Source organism: Acidocella aquatica (assembly GCF_030160635.1).
Classification (GTDB): domain Bacteria; phylum Pseudomonadota; class Alphaproteobacteria; order Acetobacterales; family Acetobacteraceae; genus Acidocella; species Acidocella aquatica.
Window position 1 is genome coordinate 1 of the sequence record NZ_BSOS01000047.1, and the last position, 16,537, is coordinate 16,537.

The following is a 16,537-nucleotide window of genomic DNA, read 5'->3' on the forward strand; positions in this document are numbered from 1 at the left end:
TTATTCCTGTGAGTTAAACACAATTATGTAGGGGAATGACAAGCCTGTCAAACACCAGAACCGGAAAATCGGAACCCGGATGCTAAATTTCCAGCATTCCCGGCCGGTAGTCCAGGGCCGCCGCACCGTCGTGGGTGATATAGCCGCGCGGGGCGGAGGCGAGGCGGATGTTCTCCTGAATGGTGTCATGGCGGAAATGGGTGTGGCCATGAATCCAGGCCGTGGGGGTAAGGCTGGTGAATTCGCCCAGCAGGTTTGAGGCATAGGCGGGGGCGATGGCGCCTGTGCGTTTGCCCAATACCGTGCCGATGGGCGCGTGGTGCGTGACGATGAGGTTTTTCGCCCCCGGCTCGCTTGCGCGCAGCCGCGTCATTTCAGCGCGCAGCCAGTCGCGCGATTGCCGGTGGCGGATGAGCGCGGCGGCGGGGGAGAACGGACCAGCCGGACTCTGGATCATGACATGGTCGTTCAGCCGCCGCGCCGCCGCCGCCATGCCGCAAGCCGCATCGCCATGCAGGGCGTAGTCGGTCCATAGCGTGCAGCCCAGCACATGCAGGCGCTGGCCGGAGACTTCAAAGCTGGCGGTGGTGTTTTCCAAAAAGCGCACACGGCCTTGCGTGTGCGCGGCGGCGCGGTGCAGGGCGGGGCCGAGTTGGGCGATATCGTGGTTGTAGAACTCGTGGTTGCCCGCGACATAGACCACGGACGCGCCCAGAAATTTTGCCACCTGATCGGCGTAGACAATGCCGCGCAGGCCGTTGTGGATGTCTCCCGCCAGGACAATGAGATCAACCGGGCCAAAGCCGCTCAGCATAGGGCCGCGCGCGGGATGGGCGGTGACGGCACGGTGACGGGCGCGAAACCCGGCCCAGCCGGGCACGGCGAGGCGCCAGCGCTCCATCTCCAGATGCAGATCGCTCATGTAGAGGATGCGGATCATTATTTCAGGCCACGCAGCAGCAGGAAAAAAAATCCGATGGCGAATAGCAGGGCGAGGCCCTGCCATATGTGCAGCGGCGTGAAAGGCAAGGTGCGGCGCGGTTTTGGCGGCGGCTCGGGCGCGGTGATGAGGCCGGTTTGCAGGGTGCGCGCAAGCTCTCCGGCATCGGCGTAGCGCTCGGCCGGTTTGGGCGCCAGGGCGCGGGCGAGGCAAGCGCCGAGAAAGGGCGGCAGGTCCGGGCGCAGGCGGGCGAGCGGCGTGGCCTCCCGCTGGCCAAACGGAAAGGCACCGCCGGTGAACATGCGGTAGATGGTGACGCCCAGGGCATAAACCTCGGTGCGCGCATTGGCGGCGGTGCCGTGCAGGAGTTCGGGCGCCATGTAGCGGATGGTGCCGCCGGGTTTGGGGGCGTCGGCGGTGTCGATTCCCGGCAGATAGGCGAGGCCGAGGTCGAGCAGGCGGATTTCGTTGGTTTGCGCCAGCAGCATGATGTTATCGGGCTTGATATCGCGATGGACGATCTGGATGGCCGCCAGATCCTGCACCGCCTCGCAAAGTTTCATCGCGATACCGAGACCTTCGGGCAGTGAGACAGGCGGGGCGCGGTGCAGCCGGGCCTCCAGCGTTTCGCCCTTGTAGAGCGGCATGACGAGATAAAGGCTGGAGCGGCGCTCGGGTGGAATATCAAGGTATTGGGCCAGCGTGTTGCCGCGCACGGTGGTGCCGATCCAGGCCTCGCGCATGAAGCCGGCGGCGAAGATTTCATCCTGCAGCATGGCGGGCAGCGGGATTTTGAGCGCGACCTCGCGCTGGCCCACTGTGTCATAGGCGGCTTTGAGCATGGTGTAGCGGCCGCGGTAGAGGGTTTTGCCGAGGACGAAGCTGTCCCATACATCGCCCTCGCGCGGCTCGGGGCGCAGCGGCAGGTGGGTTAGCGGCTGCGGCTGGCCGGCGGGCGGGGTGAGGATGATGTCAAGCACCATGAGGGCTTTATCATCGTCAGAACTGGTGATGATGGCGGCGAGCAGGGATTGCGCGAGGGCCGCCGGGTCTGGGGAGGCGGTGGCGAGAGGGGGGCTTAGCCTGGCCTGGAGGAGGCTGTCGGTTTCGTCCCCGGCGCCCGCAACCAGGATGTAGCGGTCGGCCGGCTGGGCCTCCTCCTCGGCGAACTCGGCGATGAATTCGTCCTCGAGCCCGATGGCGCGGCGCGCGAACACGGCACCATCTGGCGGGGCATAGTCGCGCATGAGAGGGGTGAGGCTTTGCCCCCGGTAGCGGAAAAGCCGGCAGGCGCCGATTTGCGCCAGACCGATGTGGCGCTGGTGGAAAAGCACGGCGCTGAGCGAAACCGGCGCGGGGGGACGAATGCTATCCGTGCGGCGCTGGCTGCACAGCCAGCCGTTGATGGCGATGAGCGCGCGGCTGGCGGCGCGCGGGGCGGAGAGTGTGCGCGGCGCGCCGAAATAGCCCTCGGCCAGGCTATGCACGGTTAGCTGGGCCGAGGCAGCGTTGCCAGGCTGTTGCGGCGGCGGATGCGCGCTGGCCAGGGCGGCGAGGATGCCTCGCTCCTCCTGCCCGAAGGCCGCGCCCTCGTAAACGGCGTAAAAATGACAGGACCCGCCGGGCGCGCGGGTGGCGGCAAAACCGGCGGCGATGCGCCAGCCACCGCCGGAAACCACGGCCTCAGTCATGACGGAAGGCGGCACGGAAAGGACGTCTGCCGGGGATGAACATGCCCCGAGCGGACCATGAAAAACCCGCCGGGGCAAGCGGTTTACGGCATCACCCGGGTGCGCGCCGCCCTATCATTCAAACAGGCCCGCATGAATGGCGAGAATCTGGCCCGTGATGGACCGTGCTTCCTCGGAGCCAAGATAGACCGCGGCATAGGCGATCTCGTTCAGCTCGATCAGCCCCAATGTCTGGGCGCTGGTGATGGATTTCGCGTCCGGCACTGTCTCCAGCATTTTTAATATGCGCTCGGTTTTCACCGCAGCGGGGGCAATGGCGTTCACGCGCACGCGCTGGGCCGCGAATTCGCGGGCCGTGCTGCGTGTCAGAGTCAGCACGGCCCCCTTGGCGGCGCTATAGGCATCCCGCCCTCTGGTGCTGCCAAAACCAACCATCGAGGCCATGTTGATAACGCTCCCCCCGCCTGATTTGATGATTTGCGGAATCGCGAACCGGCTGCACAGAAATGTCCCAAAGAGATCAACGCGCATTTTGTTCCAGAATTCATCCAGCGCGCCCGTGGTGAGCGGCCCATCGGCGCCCGATGAGCCGCCGGCGTTGCTGAACAAAATATCAAGCCTGCCGAAATGTTCCACCGTTCGCGCCACCGCGCGTTCAACCTGCTCCGGCTCGGAGACATCCATCCGCATGAATATCGCCTGGCCGCCGGCATCCAAAATCGTCTGCGCCACCGCCTCCCCCTCGGCGGCGCGGCGGCCGGAGACCACAACCCGCGCCCCCTCGGCCGCGAATATTTCCGCCGTGGCCTTGCCGATGCCGCTGGTCGAACCTGCCAGAAATGCAACCTTCCCCGATAGGCGCGCCATGCTTCATCCTCCTGCTCGCCGCTCTAAATGGTCCGCGCGATGGTGACTCGTTGAATTTCCGATGTTCCCAGAAAAATCCGGTGCACGCGAGCGAAGGCGTACATTTTGGAAATCGGATATTCGTTGCTGTAACCCGCGCCGCCGAAGAGTTGCAGGCATTCATCCATCACGCGGCCCTCCATTTCCGAAATCCAGAGCTTGGCCATGGCGCTCTCCACCGGGTCCAGCCTGCCGTGCAGATTGCGCAACAGCAGCTGGTCAAGATAACCGCGGCCCACCGCGATCTCGGTCTTGATGGATGCCAGTTTGAACTGGGTATTCTGAAAATCAAAAATCCGCTGCCCGAACGCCTTGCGGTTTTTCACGAAATCGACGGTCATGTGATACGCGAGCTCGCAGGCCGCCAGCATGCGCGCCGCTGTCACCAGCCGCCCGACGGTGACGGTCGCCAGGGCGTTGGCAAGGCTGCGCTTATCGTCGCCGCCAAGCTGGTTGCGGGCGGGGATTCGCACCTCGTCAAAAAAAATCTCCGAGACGCCGCCAGAGCTTTTGAGCATCAGCTCAGTATGCTTGGAGACCGTGACGCCCTTAGTGTTTTGCAGCGGCACGAAGAAGAGGCGGGTTCCGGCCTCGGTGCGGGCGACCACGATCAGATTGGTCAGGATCGGCCCGTTGGTCATCCACATTTTCGAGCCGTTGAGGATGAAGTCATCACCATCGCGCCGCGCGGTGGTTTGAATGCTGGCAGGGTCGCTGCCGGACTGGCCCTCGGTCAGGCCCAGCTCGGCGATGATCTCGCCTTTGGCGAATCCGGGCAGCCATTCCTGCTTTTGTTCCTCGGTGCCCGCGAACAACACGACATAGGCCGAAGTATCCGTCGCCATGCCGGACTCCAGCGCCGCCCCGGCCGGGGAATAGCCGTGTTCCTCGTTGAAAATCGTCACATGCAGAAAATCACCGCCGCCACCGCCATATTGCGCGGGGATGCCGGCGCACAGCAACCCCGCCTGCCCGGCTTTTCTGAACAGTTCCGCCGGGAAAAAACCGTCCTTCTCCCACTGGCGCACATTCGGCTCCACCTCCTTGCGGAAGAAGCGCCGCGTGCTCGTGCGGAAGGCGTTGTGTTCCTCCGAAAAGATCGGCCGGTCAAAGCCAAGACCCGGCAATGCGTCTAGCCCATCCATGACATCTCCTTCTTCGCGGCGGGTTTCGGGGTGGTCAGATCGAACGGCCAACCATCAGGCGCATGATCTCGGCGGTGCCCGCGAAAATGCGGTGCAGGCGCGCGGCGGTGTAGAGGCGGCTGACCGGGTATTCGTCCATGTAGCCCGCCCCGCCATGGAACTGCACGCATTGGTCAATGATCCGGCCCTCCATTTCGGGCAGCCATATCTTGGCCATGGCGCAGCGGATGGTATCGAGCTTGCCGGTTTTCAGGTAATCGCGGATCAGATCATCAAGGAAGGCGCGGCCAACGGCCAGTTCCGTCTTCATTTCCGCCAGTTTGAAGCGGGTGTTCTGGAAGTCGATAATGGCCTGACCGAAGGAGCGGCGGTTGCGGGTGAAGGTGACTGTTTCGTCGAAGGCGCGCTGTGAGGCGGCGTGGGCGATGGAGGGCCAGGTGATGCGGTCCATGTTGAGGCCGGTCATCACCACTTTCATGCCCGCACCTTCGGTGCCGACCAGATTGGAGACCGGGACGCGAACATCCTGGAAGGCGATTTCGCCGGTGCCGGAGAGGTGGGAGCCCATTTTCTCCAGCTTGCGGCCGCGCACGAAACCGGGGCGGTCGGCCTCGACGATAATCATCGAAATGCCCTTCATGCCCAGCTCCGGCTGGGTCTTGCAGGCGACGATGAAGGCATCCGCGAAGGCCGCATTGCCGATGTAGGTTTTGGCGCCATTGATGATGTATTCATCGCCATCACGCACCGCCGAGGTGCGGATGCTGGCAACATCGCTGCCGCTGTCCGGCTCGGTAATGGCGAAGCCCATACGAACCTCGCCCTTGGCCATGGGAGGCATCCATTTGTGGCGTTGTTCCTCGGAACCGTTGTGGAAGAGGATTTCGCTGACGCCATCGCCGATGACCAGCGGGGCAATGCTGGCGCCGGCGACACTGTAGCCCAGCTCCTCGGCGATGATGACCCGGCAGAGGAAATCGCCGCCCGGCCCGCCATATTCCTCCGGCACGCCAACCGCGAGGAAGCCCATTTCACCCGCCTTGGTGAAAAAGGACTGTGGGACCCGGCCCGCCTTCAGCCATTCATCCACATGGGCGTCGGCTTCGGTTTCCAGGAAATGACGGTACGAGGCACGGAATATCTCATGTTCCTCGCTGAACAGCTCCCGGGTGTAATGATACGGCATGACGTTCTCCCTAACTATCTTGGCGCGCGATTGGTTCGCTACCTGCTATTTAACTACCGTACTAATTTATCCAACACGTCCGGTCAAAAGGCAACTGGCATACGAATAGTGATATTTGCGATTGTAACGCATAGGAGTAGTGAGAAGGCCTCCAACATACCAAGGCTAACCCCATGACCACAGAGACCCGTCTTGTCGCGCTTGAAACCAGCCCGCCCGCCTTCACGCAGGATTCGGCGGAAATGATGGCCTGGGATGTTTTCGGCGTGGCGGGCACCGCGCAGTTGCTCTACGGCGAGCGGGACCAGAATTTCCGCATCCGGCCCGAGGCGGGGGACGGGATCATCCTGAAAATTCTGGGGCCGGATGAGGATGCCGCGGCGGTTGAATTCCAGACCGGGGCGCTTGAGCATATCGCCATGATGGACCCTGCCCTGCCGGTGCCGCGCGTCCACAGAACGCTGAACGGCGAAGCCTATACGCGGGTGAACGATGACGCCGGGGTGGCCCATATCGTGCGGGCGCTGCGGTTTCAGCCTGGGCGGATCATGGCGGGCGTGGAGCCCGGCGCGGCGCTGCTGCGCAACACCGGCGCCACGCTGGCGCGGCTTGACCGTGCACTGGCGAACTATTTTCACCCGGCGGCGGGGCAGCGGATCGTGTGGGATCTGCGCCGGATCGTGGAGCTGCGGCCCTCCGCCGCGCTGATAGAACCGGCGGCGGTGAGGGCGTTGGTCGAGGGCGTGCTCGACCGCTTCATCGCCTTCATGCCCGAAATGGCGCGGCTGCGCCACCAGATGGTGCATAACGACCTGCACCCCGGCAACATGCTGATAAACGAAGCGGCCAGCGCGGTGAACGGGCTGCTCGATTTTGGTGACATGATCCACGCCCCGCTGGTGTTCGACATCGCGGTGACGGCCGCCGAGACCACCGGCACCAACATGTCACCCATTGATTACGCCGCCGAGGTGATCGCCGGATATAACGCGGTGACACCGCTGGAGGATGCCGAATTTCCCGCCCTGTTCGAGGCCATCATCGCCCGGCATGCGCAGAGCGCCACCATCCACGCCTGGCGGCGGCATAACGACCCGGAAGGGGCGGAGAAACTCGGCAGCCTGAGCGCGCTGAGCGCACCGGCCATCGAGGCGTTCCTGAGCGCCGGGCGCGATGCCGTGGTGGCGAAGTTCCGCGCCGTGGCGGCCAGCAGGTTAGATGATGACGCGCACGCGTTGCCCGCGCGGCGGCAGCGCGTGCTGGGCCGGGGGCTGGAACTCTCCTACCGGGAGCCTGTGCATCTGGTGCGCGGCGAGGGCGTGTTTCTCTACGCGCCGGATGGGCGGCGCTATCTCGACGCTTATAACAACGTGCCCTCGGTGGGGCATGGGAACCGGCGCGTGGCGGAGGCCATCGGCCGGCAGATGGCGACGCTCTGCACCAACACCCGCTATCTGCATGCAGCCGTGGTGGAATATGCCGAGCGGCTGACCGCCACCATGCCCGAGGGGCTGGAGAATTGCCTGTTCGTGAACAGCGGCTCGGAAGCCAATGACGCGGCGTGGCGGATCGCGAAAATCGTTACCGGGCGCGGCGGCGCGCTGGTGATGGCCAGCGCGTATCATGGCGTGAGCGATGCGGTGGCCGCTCTCTCGCCCTATTATGGCCCCTTCGCGCAGCCGCAGGCCCCCTTCGTGCAAACGCTGGAGCCGCCCGATACCTATCGCGGGCGCTTCACCGGCGCCGGCGCCGCGGCGCATTACGCCGCGGATGCCGACCGGGCGATCGCGGCACTACAGGCCAGCGGGCATGGCGTTGCGGCCCTGATGATCGACTCCGCTTTCGTCTCGAACGGCATCCTGAATGTGCCGGACGGCTATTTCGCGGCGGTGGCGGCCAAGGTGCGCGCGGCCGGGGGGCTGGTGATCGGCGATGAGGTCCAATCCGGCTTCGGGCGGATGGGGGATGCGTTCTGGGGTTTTGCGCGCCATGGCGTGGTCCCCGACCTGGTGACATTGGGCAAGCCGATGGCCAACGGGTATCCGGCCGGGGCGGTGGTCACGCGGGCCGAGCTGTTGCGGGCATTTACTGATAAGATCGATTTTTTCTCCACCTTTGGCGGCAATCCGGCCGCCGCCGCCGCCGCGCTGGCCACGCTGGATGTGTTGCAGGACGAAAATCTGCAGGAAAACGCGCTCACCACCGGGAGGCTGCTGCGGCAGGGTATCCACACACTGGCGGCCCGGCATGCGGCCATTGGCGATGTGCGCGGCAGCGGGCTGATGATTGGCGTTGAAATCGTGAGCGAGCGCGCGCACCGCACGCCAGCGCCAGAGCTGGCCAGGCAGATCGCCAATAAGATGCGCCACCTGGGGGTGCTGATCGGCACCGAGGGCCCGGATGGCAATGTCCTGAAAATCCGCCCGCCCCTGCCCTTCGGCCAGCGCCACGCCGCGATGTTGCTGGAGGCCCTGGATCAGGCGCTTTAGGTTTGACGCCGAAACTTACAAGCGCCCCCTGTTGCCGCCCCGCGGCGGCGCGATACACTCACCGCCAAACCATATTGAGGAGATACCCGTGTCCGTACCCAGCTTTGACGATGTTCCCAAGGATATCAACCAGATCATCGGCGCCCATATCAAGCTCTACCTGACCGACCCGGAAAAGGCGCATATATGGGACGCACGGCCCGTGGGGCTGGAAGGCCCGGTGACAACGCTGCTGCTCACCACCATCGGCCGCAAGAGCGGCGAGCCAAGGCATGTGCCGCTGCTCTACGTCCCGTATAACGGCAGCTATCTCGTCATGGGCTCCAAGGGCGGCAATAGCGATCATCCCATCTGGTTTCTCAACCTGCAGGAAAATCCGGAGTGCGAAATCCGCGTCAGCACGCTGCGCACCAAGGCGCGGGCGCGCGTGCTCGAAGGCGAAGAACGCGCGGCGGCCTGGGCATTGATCACCGCCAAGCACCACGTCTACGCCAAATATCAGGCGCGCGCGCCGCGCGAAATTCCCGTCGTGGCGCTCGAGCCGGTCTGAGCCGGTTCATATCCATATGTGGCTGGCTCGCACCGGATGTTTCAGGCCAGCCACATGAAACCACCGGCGTTCATGTGAGCGCCGCGCCTTATGCGCCTGAACGGGGCGGCCCGGGGAAAAACGCGTTGGTGCGCGCCTGATAAGCCACAAAGGCCGCGCCGCGGGATTTAAGCATCTGCGCCTCCAGCGGCGGAATGCCCGAGACGTGAACCAGCAGCCAATACATGAGCAACGGCCCGGCCAGCGCGGCCCAGCCCCAGGCGTAGCCGCCGGCGGGCAGCGGGAGCGCGAATAAGGCAAAGGCGATCCAGACCAGCCATTCGAAAAAATAGTTCGGGTGGCGGGACCAGCGCCAGAGGCCCTGGTCGCATATCTTGCCGTGATGCGCGGGGGCGGCTTTGAAACGGCGGAGCTGCGCATCGGCGATCGCCTCACCTGCGATGGCGATGGCGAGCAGAAGCACCGCCGCGATGTCGCCCGGCTGAAGCCCTGGGGCCGGATTACGCGCCGCGATGAGCACCACCAGCGCCAGGAAAAAAGCCGCCAGCGCCTGGATCAGCACAAACCCGAACATATAGGCTTCATAAGCCGCGCCCCACGCGTGGCGGAAATTGACGTAACGCGCGTCCTCCGGCCCATGGGCGACGCGGTGCCACAGATGCGCGCCCAGGCGCAGCGACCACGCCGCCGCCAGCGCCGCGACCGCAACCTGCCGCCCGCCCGGCGCCGTGCCCGAGCCGAGCGCCCCCGCCACCGCGGCGGCGCCGGTGGCAAATGACCATACCACATCGATCCAACCGGCATTGCGCGTATAGCGCTGCAACACCCAGGCACCGCACATGGCGGCCGTTAACCCCAGCGCCATCGCCACGATAAGGCCGGTCATGCGGTGGCGCTTGCGGTGTTGCCCGCGTGGATACGCAAAAACGCCACCGTGTCACGCAGAACCGGCGCCAGCGGGCGCAAGGGCGCGGCAAAGGCGCCGATGAGCAGGCGATGGTCAATGCCAGGGTAGATTTTATCAGCCGCGCGCGCCCCCACTGCGCGGGCGCGCGCGGTTAGGCGCAGCGTGTTGCCAGGGTTGACCGTGGTATCGTCCGCCCCGGCGGCGAGCCACATCGGCGGCGCGGCGGCGGTGACGAAGTTGATCGGCTGGGTTTGCGCAAGCTGGTCCGGCGGACCAAAAATCGCCTTCAGGGTAGGGGTGTCGAGCGGCAGGAAATCATACGGGCCGGCCAGACCAACAAAGCCGCGCACGGTCTGCCGCGGGTCCAGCCCCACCTGCTCCAGCCAAGGCGGGTCGAGCGCCAGCATCGCCGCGTTGTAGGCCCCGGCGGAATGGCCAACGAGCTGGATACTGGCCGGGTCGCCGCCGAAGCGGGCAATATTATCCACCACCCAGCGCAGGGCCATGGCGCCATCCTGCAGAAACACCGGAAAACCCACCTGGGGCCAGATACGGTAATCGGCGATGACCGTGACAAAACCATGCGCCGCCAGAGCGGCACCCACGAAGCGATAGATGGATTTATCGCCATCCTCCCAACTGCCGCCGTAGATAAAAAACACCACGGGCCTTGGGCCGCCATGCGGCGAGGGGCTTGGGGTATAGATATCCAGCCCCTGGCGCGGGGCGCTGCCATAGGCATGGTTATGGCTGACCACGTAGCCAAACGGCCAGATGAGCGCATTCAGCAGCCCGGCGGCCGAGAATAGAGCCGAACGGCGCGTGAGCATACTGCTCACACCCCCGCCAGCGGCTGCAACAACCGGGCAACCCGGCCCTCAAAACGCAGCTTCGCATCGGAGGCGATAAGGCAGATGCAATCACCCCCTGGCGCCGATACCGGCTGATGGTCATGTGCGGCGTCAGCCTCGGACAGATCGCCAGGGCCAAATTCGCCCAAACCATCACAATAGGCTCCGGCCAGCACACAGGTGAGTTCGCGCGCCGTGTGGCCGTGTTTGGGCATCCGTTTGCCCGGCGCGATGCGCAGCAGATAGAGGCTGCCCTCGCCGGCGTTGGGCGGGAGCAGCTGAATACGGCTGATGCCGGGCAACATGGCGCGCCAGCGTCCGGGCGTGAAATCACGCAGAGAAGGTGGGCAGGGCAGACCTTCGGCCAGCATCCAGGGGTGCGGCGCGTTCACCGGCTTAACGGCCGGCAACTCCAGCCGCGCCAGGGCGTGCGCCAGGCTGTCCGCCGCCATCGGGGTAGGCGGCAATGCCTCCAGCAGCGCGCCGCCGATGGCTTCGCAAAGCCGCACCGTCTCACGGCATTGCGGGCATGACGCCAGATGCGTTGCCAGCACAACACGGGCCGCGCGGTTAAGCCGCCCGGCGGCATGGGCCAGCAGGGTTGAGTCATCGGGATGATGGGTGATTCTCATATTTGCGCATCCAGCAGGCGGCGCAGCCGGGCAAGGGCCAGACGCAACCGCGATTTCACCGTGCCAAGAGGAATACCAAGCTCGCGCTCGATTTCGGCATGCGGCTTGTCCTGAAAAAAGCAGAGCCGCACGACCTCGGCCTGGTCGGCGGGAAGGGTGAGCACGGCGCTACGCAGGCGCTCCTGCTGCTCCAGCGCCATCAGCAGCATATCGGCGGCGTCCTGCGCCGGGGCCGCCTCTTCCAGCATGACCTCAAGCCCGGCTGCCATGCCGCCGGGCGTGCGCTCGCGGCGCCGTGCGTCAATGTGGAGGTTGCGGGCGATGGTGAACACCCAGGTGGCGACACTCGCTTTTTCAGGGTCGAAATAGGCGGCCTTGGCCCAGACGCTCAACAGCGCCTCCTGCGCCAGCTCCTCGGCCTGGCCAGCCCCCGCGCCCAGGCGCAACAGATAGGATTTCACGCGCGGGGCAAAATGCTCATAGAGCCGGGCGAAGGCGCTACGGTCCCGCGCCGCGGCCACCGCCTGCACCAGCCTGGCAAATTCGGCGCCGCCGGGCGGGCGCGTCACGCCGCGCCGCCGCAGTGGCGCCCGCGGCGGGGCATAGCCGGCCAAGGCATATTCGGGCTGATAAACAAAACCATTCATGCACTCCAATACGTAGCCGCCGCGCAACTGGATCAGTTTTTAGCGCGGTGATCCAGCAAAGGCGAAATGCCGTATAACAACAGATGAATAAAGAACGCACAAACGCCCAGCCCCCCTCCCCGCCCCTGCGCATCGCGGTCATCGGCACCGGCATCTCCGGCATGTCGGCGGCCTGGCTGCTGAGTGAGCGCCATGATGTCACCGTTTATGAAAAGGCGGGCTGGGTTGGCGGGCATAGCCATACCGTGGAGGCGCCGGGAGGGGTGCCGGTGGATACCGGGTTCATCGTTTACAACAACGCAACCTATCCAAACCTGACCGCGCTTTTTGAACATCTGGAGGTGCCAACGCATCCCACGGAAATGTCATTCGCGGTTTCCGCTGGAAGCGGCCGGATGGAATACGGCGGCAACAGCCTCTCCACGCTCTTCGCCCAGAAGCGCAACCTGCTGCGCCCCCGCTTCTGGCGCATGCTGCGCGACCTGCTGCGTTTCTACCGGCAGGCGCCACGCGATTGCGCGGTGCTGGACCAATCGCTGTTGAGCCTGGGGGATTATCTGGACCAGAATAATTTCTCCCCGGCGTTCCAGGAGGACCATCTGCTGCCGATGGCGGCGGCGATATGGTCCTGCCCCAGCGGCACGGCGCGCGATTATCCGGCGGTGGCCTTCACCCGGTTTTGTGAAAACCACGGCCTGTTGAACCTGGGTGAACGGCCGCAATGGCGCACCGTGAGCGGCGGCTCACGCGAATATGTATCACGGCTGACGGCGCGCTACGCCGCGCGGATCAGCCTGAACCGGGGCGCGCAGCGGGTTCAACGCGAGGCGGGGCGCGTACTCGTTCAGGATAGTGATGGCGCGACCAGGGTTTTTGACCATGTGGTGCTCGCCTGCCATGCCGATGAGGCGCTGGCGCTGCTGGCGGCACCCAGCGCGCGCGAACAGGCGCTGCTGGGGGCATTCCGCTACACCAGCAATCTCGCCGTGTTGCATGACGATGCAAGGCTGATGCCCAAGCGGCGCGCGGTGTGGTCAAGCTGGAATTATCTGGCGCGCAACGGCACGGAGCACAGCCCCCCTTGCGTGACCTATTGGATGAACCGGCTGCAGAACCTGCCCATTGAGCGCGATATTTTCCTGACCCTCAACCCGGCGCAATCGCTCTCGCGCGAGAGCATCATCGCCCGCAACGTCTATGAACATCCGATTTTTGACGCCGCCGCGATTGCCGCTCAACGCGAACTATGGTCCCTGCAAGGGGAGCAGCGGAGCTGGTTCTGCGGCGCGTATTTTGGCGCCGGCTTTCATGAGGATGGATTGCAGGCGGGGCTAGCCGTGGCGGAAGCCTTGGGCGGCACGCGGCGGCCCTGGCAGGTGAAAAATGAATCCGGCCGCATTTGTTTAGGCCCCTCCCCCGCTCCGGCGCGGCAATGGGCGGACGCGGTGTGATGACCTGGCATTCCGCATTATACATTGGCAGTGTGACGCACCAGCGCCTGCGGCCACGGCGGCATAAGTTACGATACAGCATCTATAACATGCTCTTCGACCTGGACGAGCTCAATGGGCTGGCTGCCTCGATGCGGCTGTTCTCGCGCAACCGTTTTAATCTGTTCAGCTTTTATGAGCGCGACCATGGAGACGGTTCGGATTTACGGGCATATGTGGATAATCTGTTGCGCGCGGCAGGGATAACACCCGATGGCGGCGCGGTGCGCCTGCTGTGCAGCCCGCGCGTGCTGGGCTATGCGTTCAACCCGCTCAGCACGTATTTTTGCTACCGGCGCGACGGCACGCTTTGCGCGATCCTCTATGAGGTGAACAACACGTTCGGTCAGCGCCATAGCTACTTTATTCCCGTGGCGGCCAGCGATGCACAGGGCGTGATTCATCAACGCTGCGATAAGGAATTTTACGTATCGCCGTTCATGGATATGACGATGCGCTACAGTTTTCGCGTAACCCCGCCCGCGCATACAGTGGCCCTGGGGATTCAGGCCGCCGATGAGAACGGCACAATGTTGACCGCTGCATTCGCGGGGCAGCGGTGGGAACTCTCCGACCGGGCATTGCTGCGGATATTCTTCGCCTATCCACTGCTGACATTGAAAATCATCGGAGGTATCCATTGGGAAGCTTTGAAACTGCTGCTGAAGGGGGTGCGGCTGCGCCAGCGCCCGGCGTTGCCCGCGCAACCCGTGAGCATCGTGCCGCCGGTTTGACGCGCGGGATTTTTGAATACGCCGCCCATGCGGACCCGCTGACGGCTGCGAGCAATAAAATCGCCCTGGTACTGCTCGGCAACACGCCGTTTTATCCGCTGTATCTGGCATTTTGCCTTGGCCGCCCCGGGTGGCCGTGGCTGCTGTTCTCAGGCGTCTCGCTGCCGTTTTTCGCCGCCGCACTTCCGATTGCGCGGCGGAATGGCTTCAGCGGTCGCGTATGGCTCAGCGCCGTCGCCACGCTCAACTCCACATATGTTACCTGGTTGCTTGGTGAATCCTCAGGGACAGCGCTGTTCCTAATCCCCTGCACCGCGCTCGCGCTCATGAGTTTCCGGCGCCGCGAGTGGCGGGCAATGGTCAGTCTCGCCGCGCTGCCGGGCCTGCTGTTTCTCTCGCTGCATAACCATTTTCCGGCGCCGCCCGCTATCTATTCCGCCAGCGCATATCACGCCCTTCAACATCTCAACGAATTTTCGGTGATCTCGATCAGTGTTGTTCTGGCCTATGTTTTCGGCAAAACCCGCTTGGCGGCATAACCAGCCAGCGCGCCAGCGCCGGTTAGCACGGCACCCCAGCATATATCGGTGAGGCTGAGCGCAAAAGTCCAGTCCCTCAGCGTTGCCCAATTTGTTAAATCATATGTGGCATAAGCAAACACGCCAAATGCCGCGCCCAGGCCCAGCGCCTGCTTCCCGCTTCTGGCCCGCGCGACGGCAAAAATCTGGATACCGAAAGCATAGACAAGATAGAAGGAGAGTGCAGGCAATAGCCGGAAACCAGGAATTAAAATATCTCCCAGCTGCGCGCGATAAACCGCCTGCGAAGCCAGGCTCAGCCAGATGGCATCAAGCATCAGCATTACAACTAACGTCACGATATAGGGGATGATCCGGCGCATGACGTTCATATAAGCGCAATCGGAATTTTTATCAGTCCTTTTTTCCCATCTCGCGCATAATTTTTTCCACTCCATCATGCATCCAAGGTCAAGCGCCCTGCGTATAAATGTGATATAAGCCGCGCGAAGACCGAGGTTTGTATTCGTTATTATGGGAGAAGCATGAATGAGCGAGTCACCAGCCGTCAGCGCCGGCTTTACATCACGGCTCAGCGATAAAAAGCTTGAACTAGGCCTGCAGCTCGGCCGTGTTTTGCGAGCGGGAAGCCTTACCCTGGAACTGCCCGGCGGCGGCGTGCACAGGTTCCACGGAACCGAGCCCGGCCCCGCCGCCAAGCTTGTCATCCATGACTCCCGCACCATCACCAAAACGATGTTCGGGGGCAGCCTGGGATTTTCAGAAGCCTATCTCAAAGGCTGGTGGGATAGCCCCAACATCACCGACATGCTGCTGCTAGGCGCCGCCAACGAAGCCAGTTGGGATGCATTGATCAGCGGCAAACCGCTGATGCGCCTGATCTCACGCCTCATTCACAGCCTGCGTCCCAACAGCCGCAGCGGCTCAAAGCGCAATATCGCCGACCATTACGACCTCGGAAATGACTTCTACCAGCTCTGGCTGGACCCAACGATGACATACTCCGCCGCACTATTCGAAGATGGCTCAGCCAGCCTGGAGGAAGCGCAGCGGGCAAAAATCCGCCGCGTCTGCAAACAGTTGCGGCTGGCACCCGGTCAGCGGCTGCTGGAAATAGGCTGCGGCTGGGGCGGGTTCGCGCAGATCGCGGCCGCGGAATTCGGAGCCGAGGTCGTGGGCATAACCCTCTCGCGTGAACAACTCGCGCATGGGCAGGAGCGTATCGCCAAGGCCGGGCTTGGCGATCGCGTAAACCTGCAACTTCTGGATTATCGCGATGTTCAGGGAAACTTCGATGCTATCGCCTCTGTGGAAATGATCGAGGCTGTGGGCCAGGATTATTGGCCGGTGTATTTCCGTACCCTGCAGGAGCGGCTCAAACCGGGTGGCCTGGCATGCATCCAGGCGATCACCATCGCGGACAGGTATTTCGATGAATACCGCAAGTCCGCTGATTTCATTCAACGTTATGTCTTCCCAGGCGGCATGCTCCTCTCGCCCTCAAAACTTCGCGCCCAAGCCACCAGCGCCGGCCTGCTCTGGCGCGATGCCCATTGGTTCGGCACAGATTACGCTGAAACACTTAAACAATGGCAGGCATCATTCCAGGCCTCCTGGCCAAACATCGCCAAACTATCCACAGCCAAAGGGCACTATGACGCTCGATTTAAGAGATTATGGGAATATTATCTCGCGTATTGCGAGGCGGGTTTCCGCGCCGGATGGACCGATGTGGGGCAGATACTGATGGCCCGCCCATAAAACCGCCAGACCGACTGTTTCACGCACCCAACAGGATTTTTTTAATCCCGCCAACAAAAAATGGCTGTC

Annotated in this window: 16 protein-coding genes; 6 read left to right on the forward strand and 10 right to left on the reverse strand. The window is 63.5% G+C overall.

The features are described from left to right. Nucleotides 1-82 precede the first annotated feature (82 nt). The 5 genes from QQJ84_RS08485 to QQJ84_RS08505 form a co-directional block, all read right to left on the reverse strand. Nucleotides 83-940 (reverse strand): metallophosphoesterase, encoded by an 858-nt coding sequence (locus tag QQJ84_RS08485; RefSeq protein ID WP_284257711.1) that lies wholly within the window; start codon nucleotides 938-940, stop codon nucleotides 83-85. Further along, nucleotides 940-2,631, reverse strand: a complete 1,692-nt coding sequence (locus QQJ84_RS08490) for a bifunctional protein-serine/threonine kinase/phosphatase (RefSeq protein WP_284257712.1) — start codon at nucleotides 2,629-2,631, stop codon at nucleotides 940-942. The genes QQJ84_RS08485 and QQJ84_RS08490 overlap by 1 nt, the downstream gene beginning before the upstream one ends. Nucleotides 2,632-2,745: 114 nt before the next feature. After that, complete coding sequence (locus tag QQJ84_RS08495) at nucleotides 2,746-3,498, reverse strand: SDR family NAD(P)-dependent oxidoreductase (RefSeq protein WP_284257714.1); 753 nt, start codon at nucleotides 3,496-3,498, stop codon at nucleotides 2,746-2,748. Between the two features lie 23 nt (nucleotides 3,499-3,521). Continuing rightward, nucleotides 3,522-4,682 (reverse strand): acyl-CoA dehydrogenase family protein, encoded by a 1,161-nt coding sequence (locus QQJ84_RS08500; RefSeq protein WP_284257715.1) that lies wholly within the window; start codon nucleotides 4,680-4,682, stop codon nucleotides 3,522-3,524. Between the two features lie 34 nt (nucleotides 4,683-4,716). Then, nucleotides 4,717-5,868: an acyl-CoA dehydrogenase family protein gene (locus QQJ84_RS08505; RefSeq protein ID WP_284257716.1), complete on the reverse strand. Its 1,152-nt coding sequence runs from the start codon at nucleotides 5,866-5,868 to the stop codon at nucleotides 4,717-4,719. A gap of 173 nt (nucleotides 5,869-6,041) precedes the next feature. Here QQJ84_RS08505 and QQJ84_RS08510 point away from each other — a divergent pair, with 173 nt between their 5' ends. Both QQJ84_RS08510 and QQJ84_RS08515 read left to right on the forward strand, forming a co-directional pair. Next, nucleotides 6,042-8,357, forward strand: coding sequence for an aminotransferase class III-fold pyridoxal phosphate-dependent enzyme (locus QQJ84_RS08510; protein WP_284257717.1), 2,316 nt, complete (start codon nucleotides 6,042-6,044; stop codon nucleotides 8,355-8,357). Nucleotides 8,358-8,445: 88 nt separating this feature from the next. Then, a complete protein-coding gene (locus tag QQJ84_RS08515; RefSeq protein WP_284257718.1) occupies nucleotides 8,446-8,907 on the forward strand; it encodes a nitroreductase/quinone reductase family protein in 462 nt (153 codons plus the stop codon). Nucleotides 8,908-8,995: 88 nt separating this feature from the next. Here the strand turns inward: QQJ84_RS08515 and QQJ84_RS08520 are convergent, their stop codons facing one another. Genes QQJ84_RS08520 through QQJ84_RS08535 form a run of 4 tightly spaced genes read right to left on the reverse strand, consistent with a single transcriptional unit; the run spans nucleotide 8,996 to nucleotide 11,944 of the window. After that, a complete protein-coding gene (locus QQJ84_RS08520) occupies nucleotides 8,996-9,793 on the reverse strand; it encodes a DUF1295 domain-containing protein (protein WP_284257719.1) in 798 nt (265 codons plus the stop codon). Beyond that, nucleotides 9,790-10,644 carry an alpha/beta hydrolase gene (locus tag QQJ84_RS08525; protein ID WP_284257734.1) on the reverse strand — a complete coding sequence of 285 codons (855 nt, stop codon included), beginning with the start codon at nucleotides 10,642-10,644 and terminating at the stop codon, nucleotides 9,790-9,792. Before QQJ84_RS08525 ends, QQJ84_RS08520 begins: the two co-directional genes overlap by 4 nt. A gap of 5 nt (nucleotides 10,645-10,649) precedes the next feature. Next, a complete protein-coding gene (locus QQJ84_RS08530) occupies nucleotides 10,650-11,297 on the reverse strand; it encodes a ChrR family anti-sigma-E factor (protein ID WP_284257720.1) in 648 nt (215 codons plus the stop codon). Further along, nucleotides 11,294-11,944: a sigma-70 family RNA polymerase sigma factor gene (locus QQJ84_RS08535; RefSeq protein WP_284257721.1), complete on the reverse strand. Its 651-nt coding sequence runs from the start codon at nucleotides 11,942-11,944 to the stop codon at nucleotides 11,294-11,296. Before QQJ84_RS08535 ends, QQJ84_RS08530 begins: the two co-directional genes overlap by 4 nt. Nucleotides 11,945-12,027: 83 nt before the next feature. Here QQJ84_RS08535 and QQJ84_RS08540 point away from each other — a divergent pair, with 83 nt between their 5' ends. From QQJ84_RS08540 to QQJ84_RS08550, 3 genes are read left to right on the forward strand one after another with little or no spacing between them, the layout of a single operon-like run. After that, nucleotides 12,028-13,395, forward strand: a complete 1,368-nt coding sequence (locus QQJ84_RS08540; protein ID WP_284257722.1) for an NAD(P)/FAD-dependent oxidoreductase — start codon at nucleotides 12,028-12,030, stop codon at nucleotides 13,393-13,395. Further along, nucleotides 13,395-14,168 (forward strand): DUF1365 domain-containing protein, encoded by a 774-nt coding sequence (locus tag QQJ84_RS08545; RefSeq protein ID WP_284257723.1) that lies wholly within the window; start codon nucleotides 13,395-13,397, stop codon nucleotides 14,166-14,168. Before QQJ84_RS08540 ends, QQJ84_RS08545 begins: the two co-directional genes overlap by 1 nt. Then, nucleotides 14,165-14,707, forward strand: a complete 543-nt coding sequence (locus QQJ84_RS08550) for a hypothetical protein (protein WP_284257724.1) — start codon at nucleotides 14,165-14,167, stop codon at nucleotides 14,705-14,707. The genes QQJ84_RS08545 and QQJ84_RS08550 overlap by 4 nt, the downstream gene beginning before the upstream one ends. Here QQJ84_RS08550 and QQJ84_RS08555 read toward each other — a convergent pair. Next, the gene (locus QQJ84_RS08555; protein ID WP_284257725.1) at nucleotides 14,674-15,078 is read right to left on the reverse strand and encodes a DUF2177 family protein; all 405 of its coding nucleotides are present in this window, start codon (nucleotides 15,076-15,078) and stop codon (nucleotides 14,674-14,676) included. The two genes, QQJ84_RS08550 and QQJ84_RS08555, sit on opposite strands and share 34 nt — an antisense overlap. 157 nt (nucleotides 15,079-15,235) lie before the next feature. Between QQJ84_RS08555 and QQJ84_RS08560 the strand changes: the two genes are divergently transcribed. Next, nucleotides 15,236-16,468 (forward strand): SAM-dependent methyltransferase, encoded by a 1,233-nt coding sequence (locus QQJ84_RS08560; RefSeq protein WP_284257726.1) that lies wholly within the window; start codon nucleotides 15,236-15,238, stop codon nucleotides 16,466-16,468. The last annotated feature ends 69 nt before the right edge of the window (nucleotides 16,469-16,537 follow it).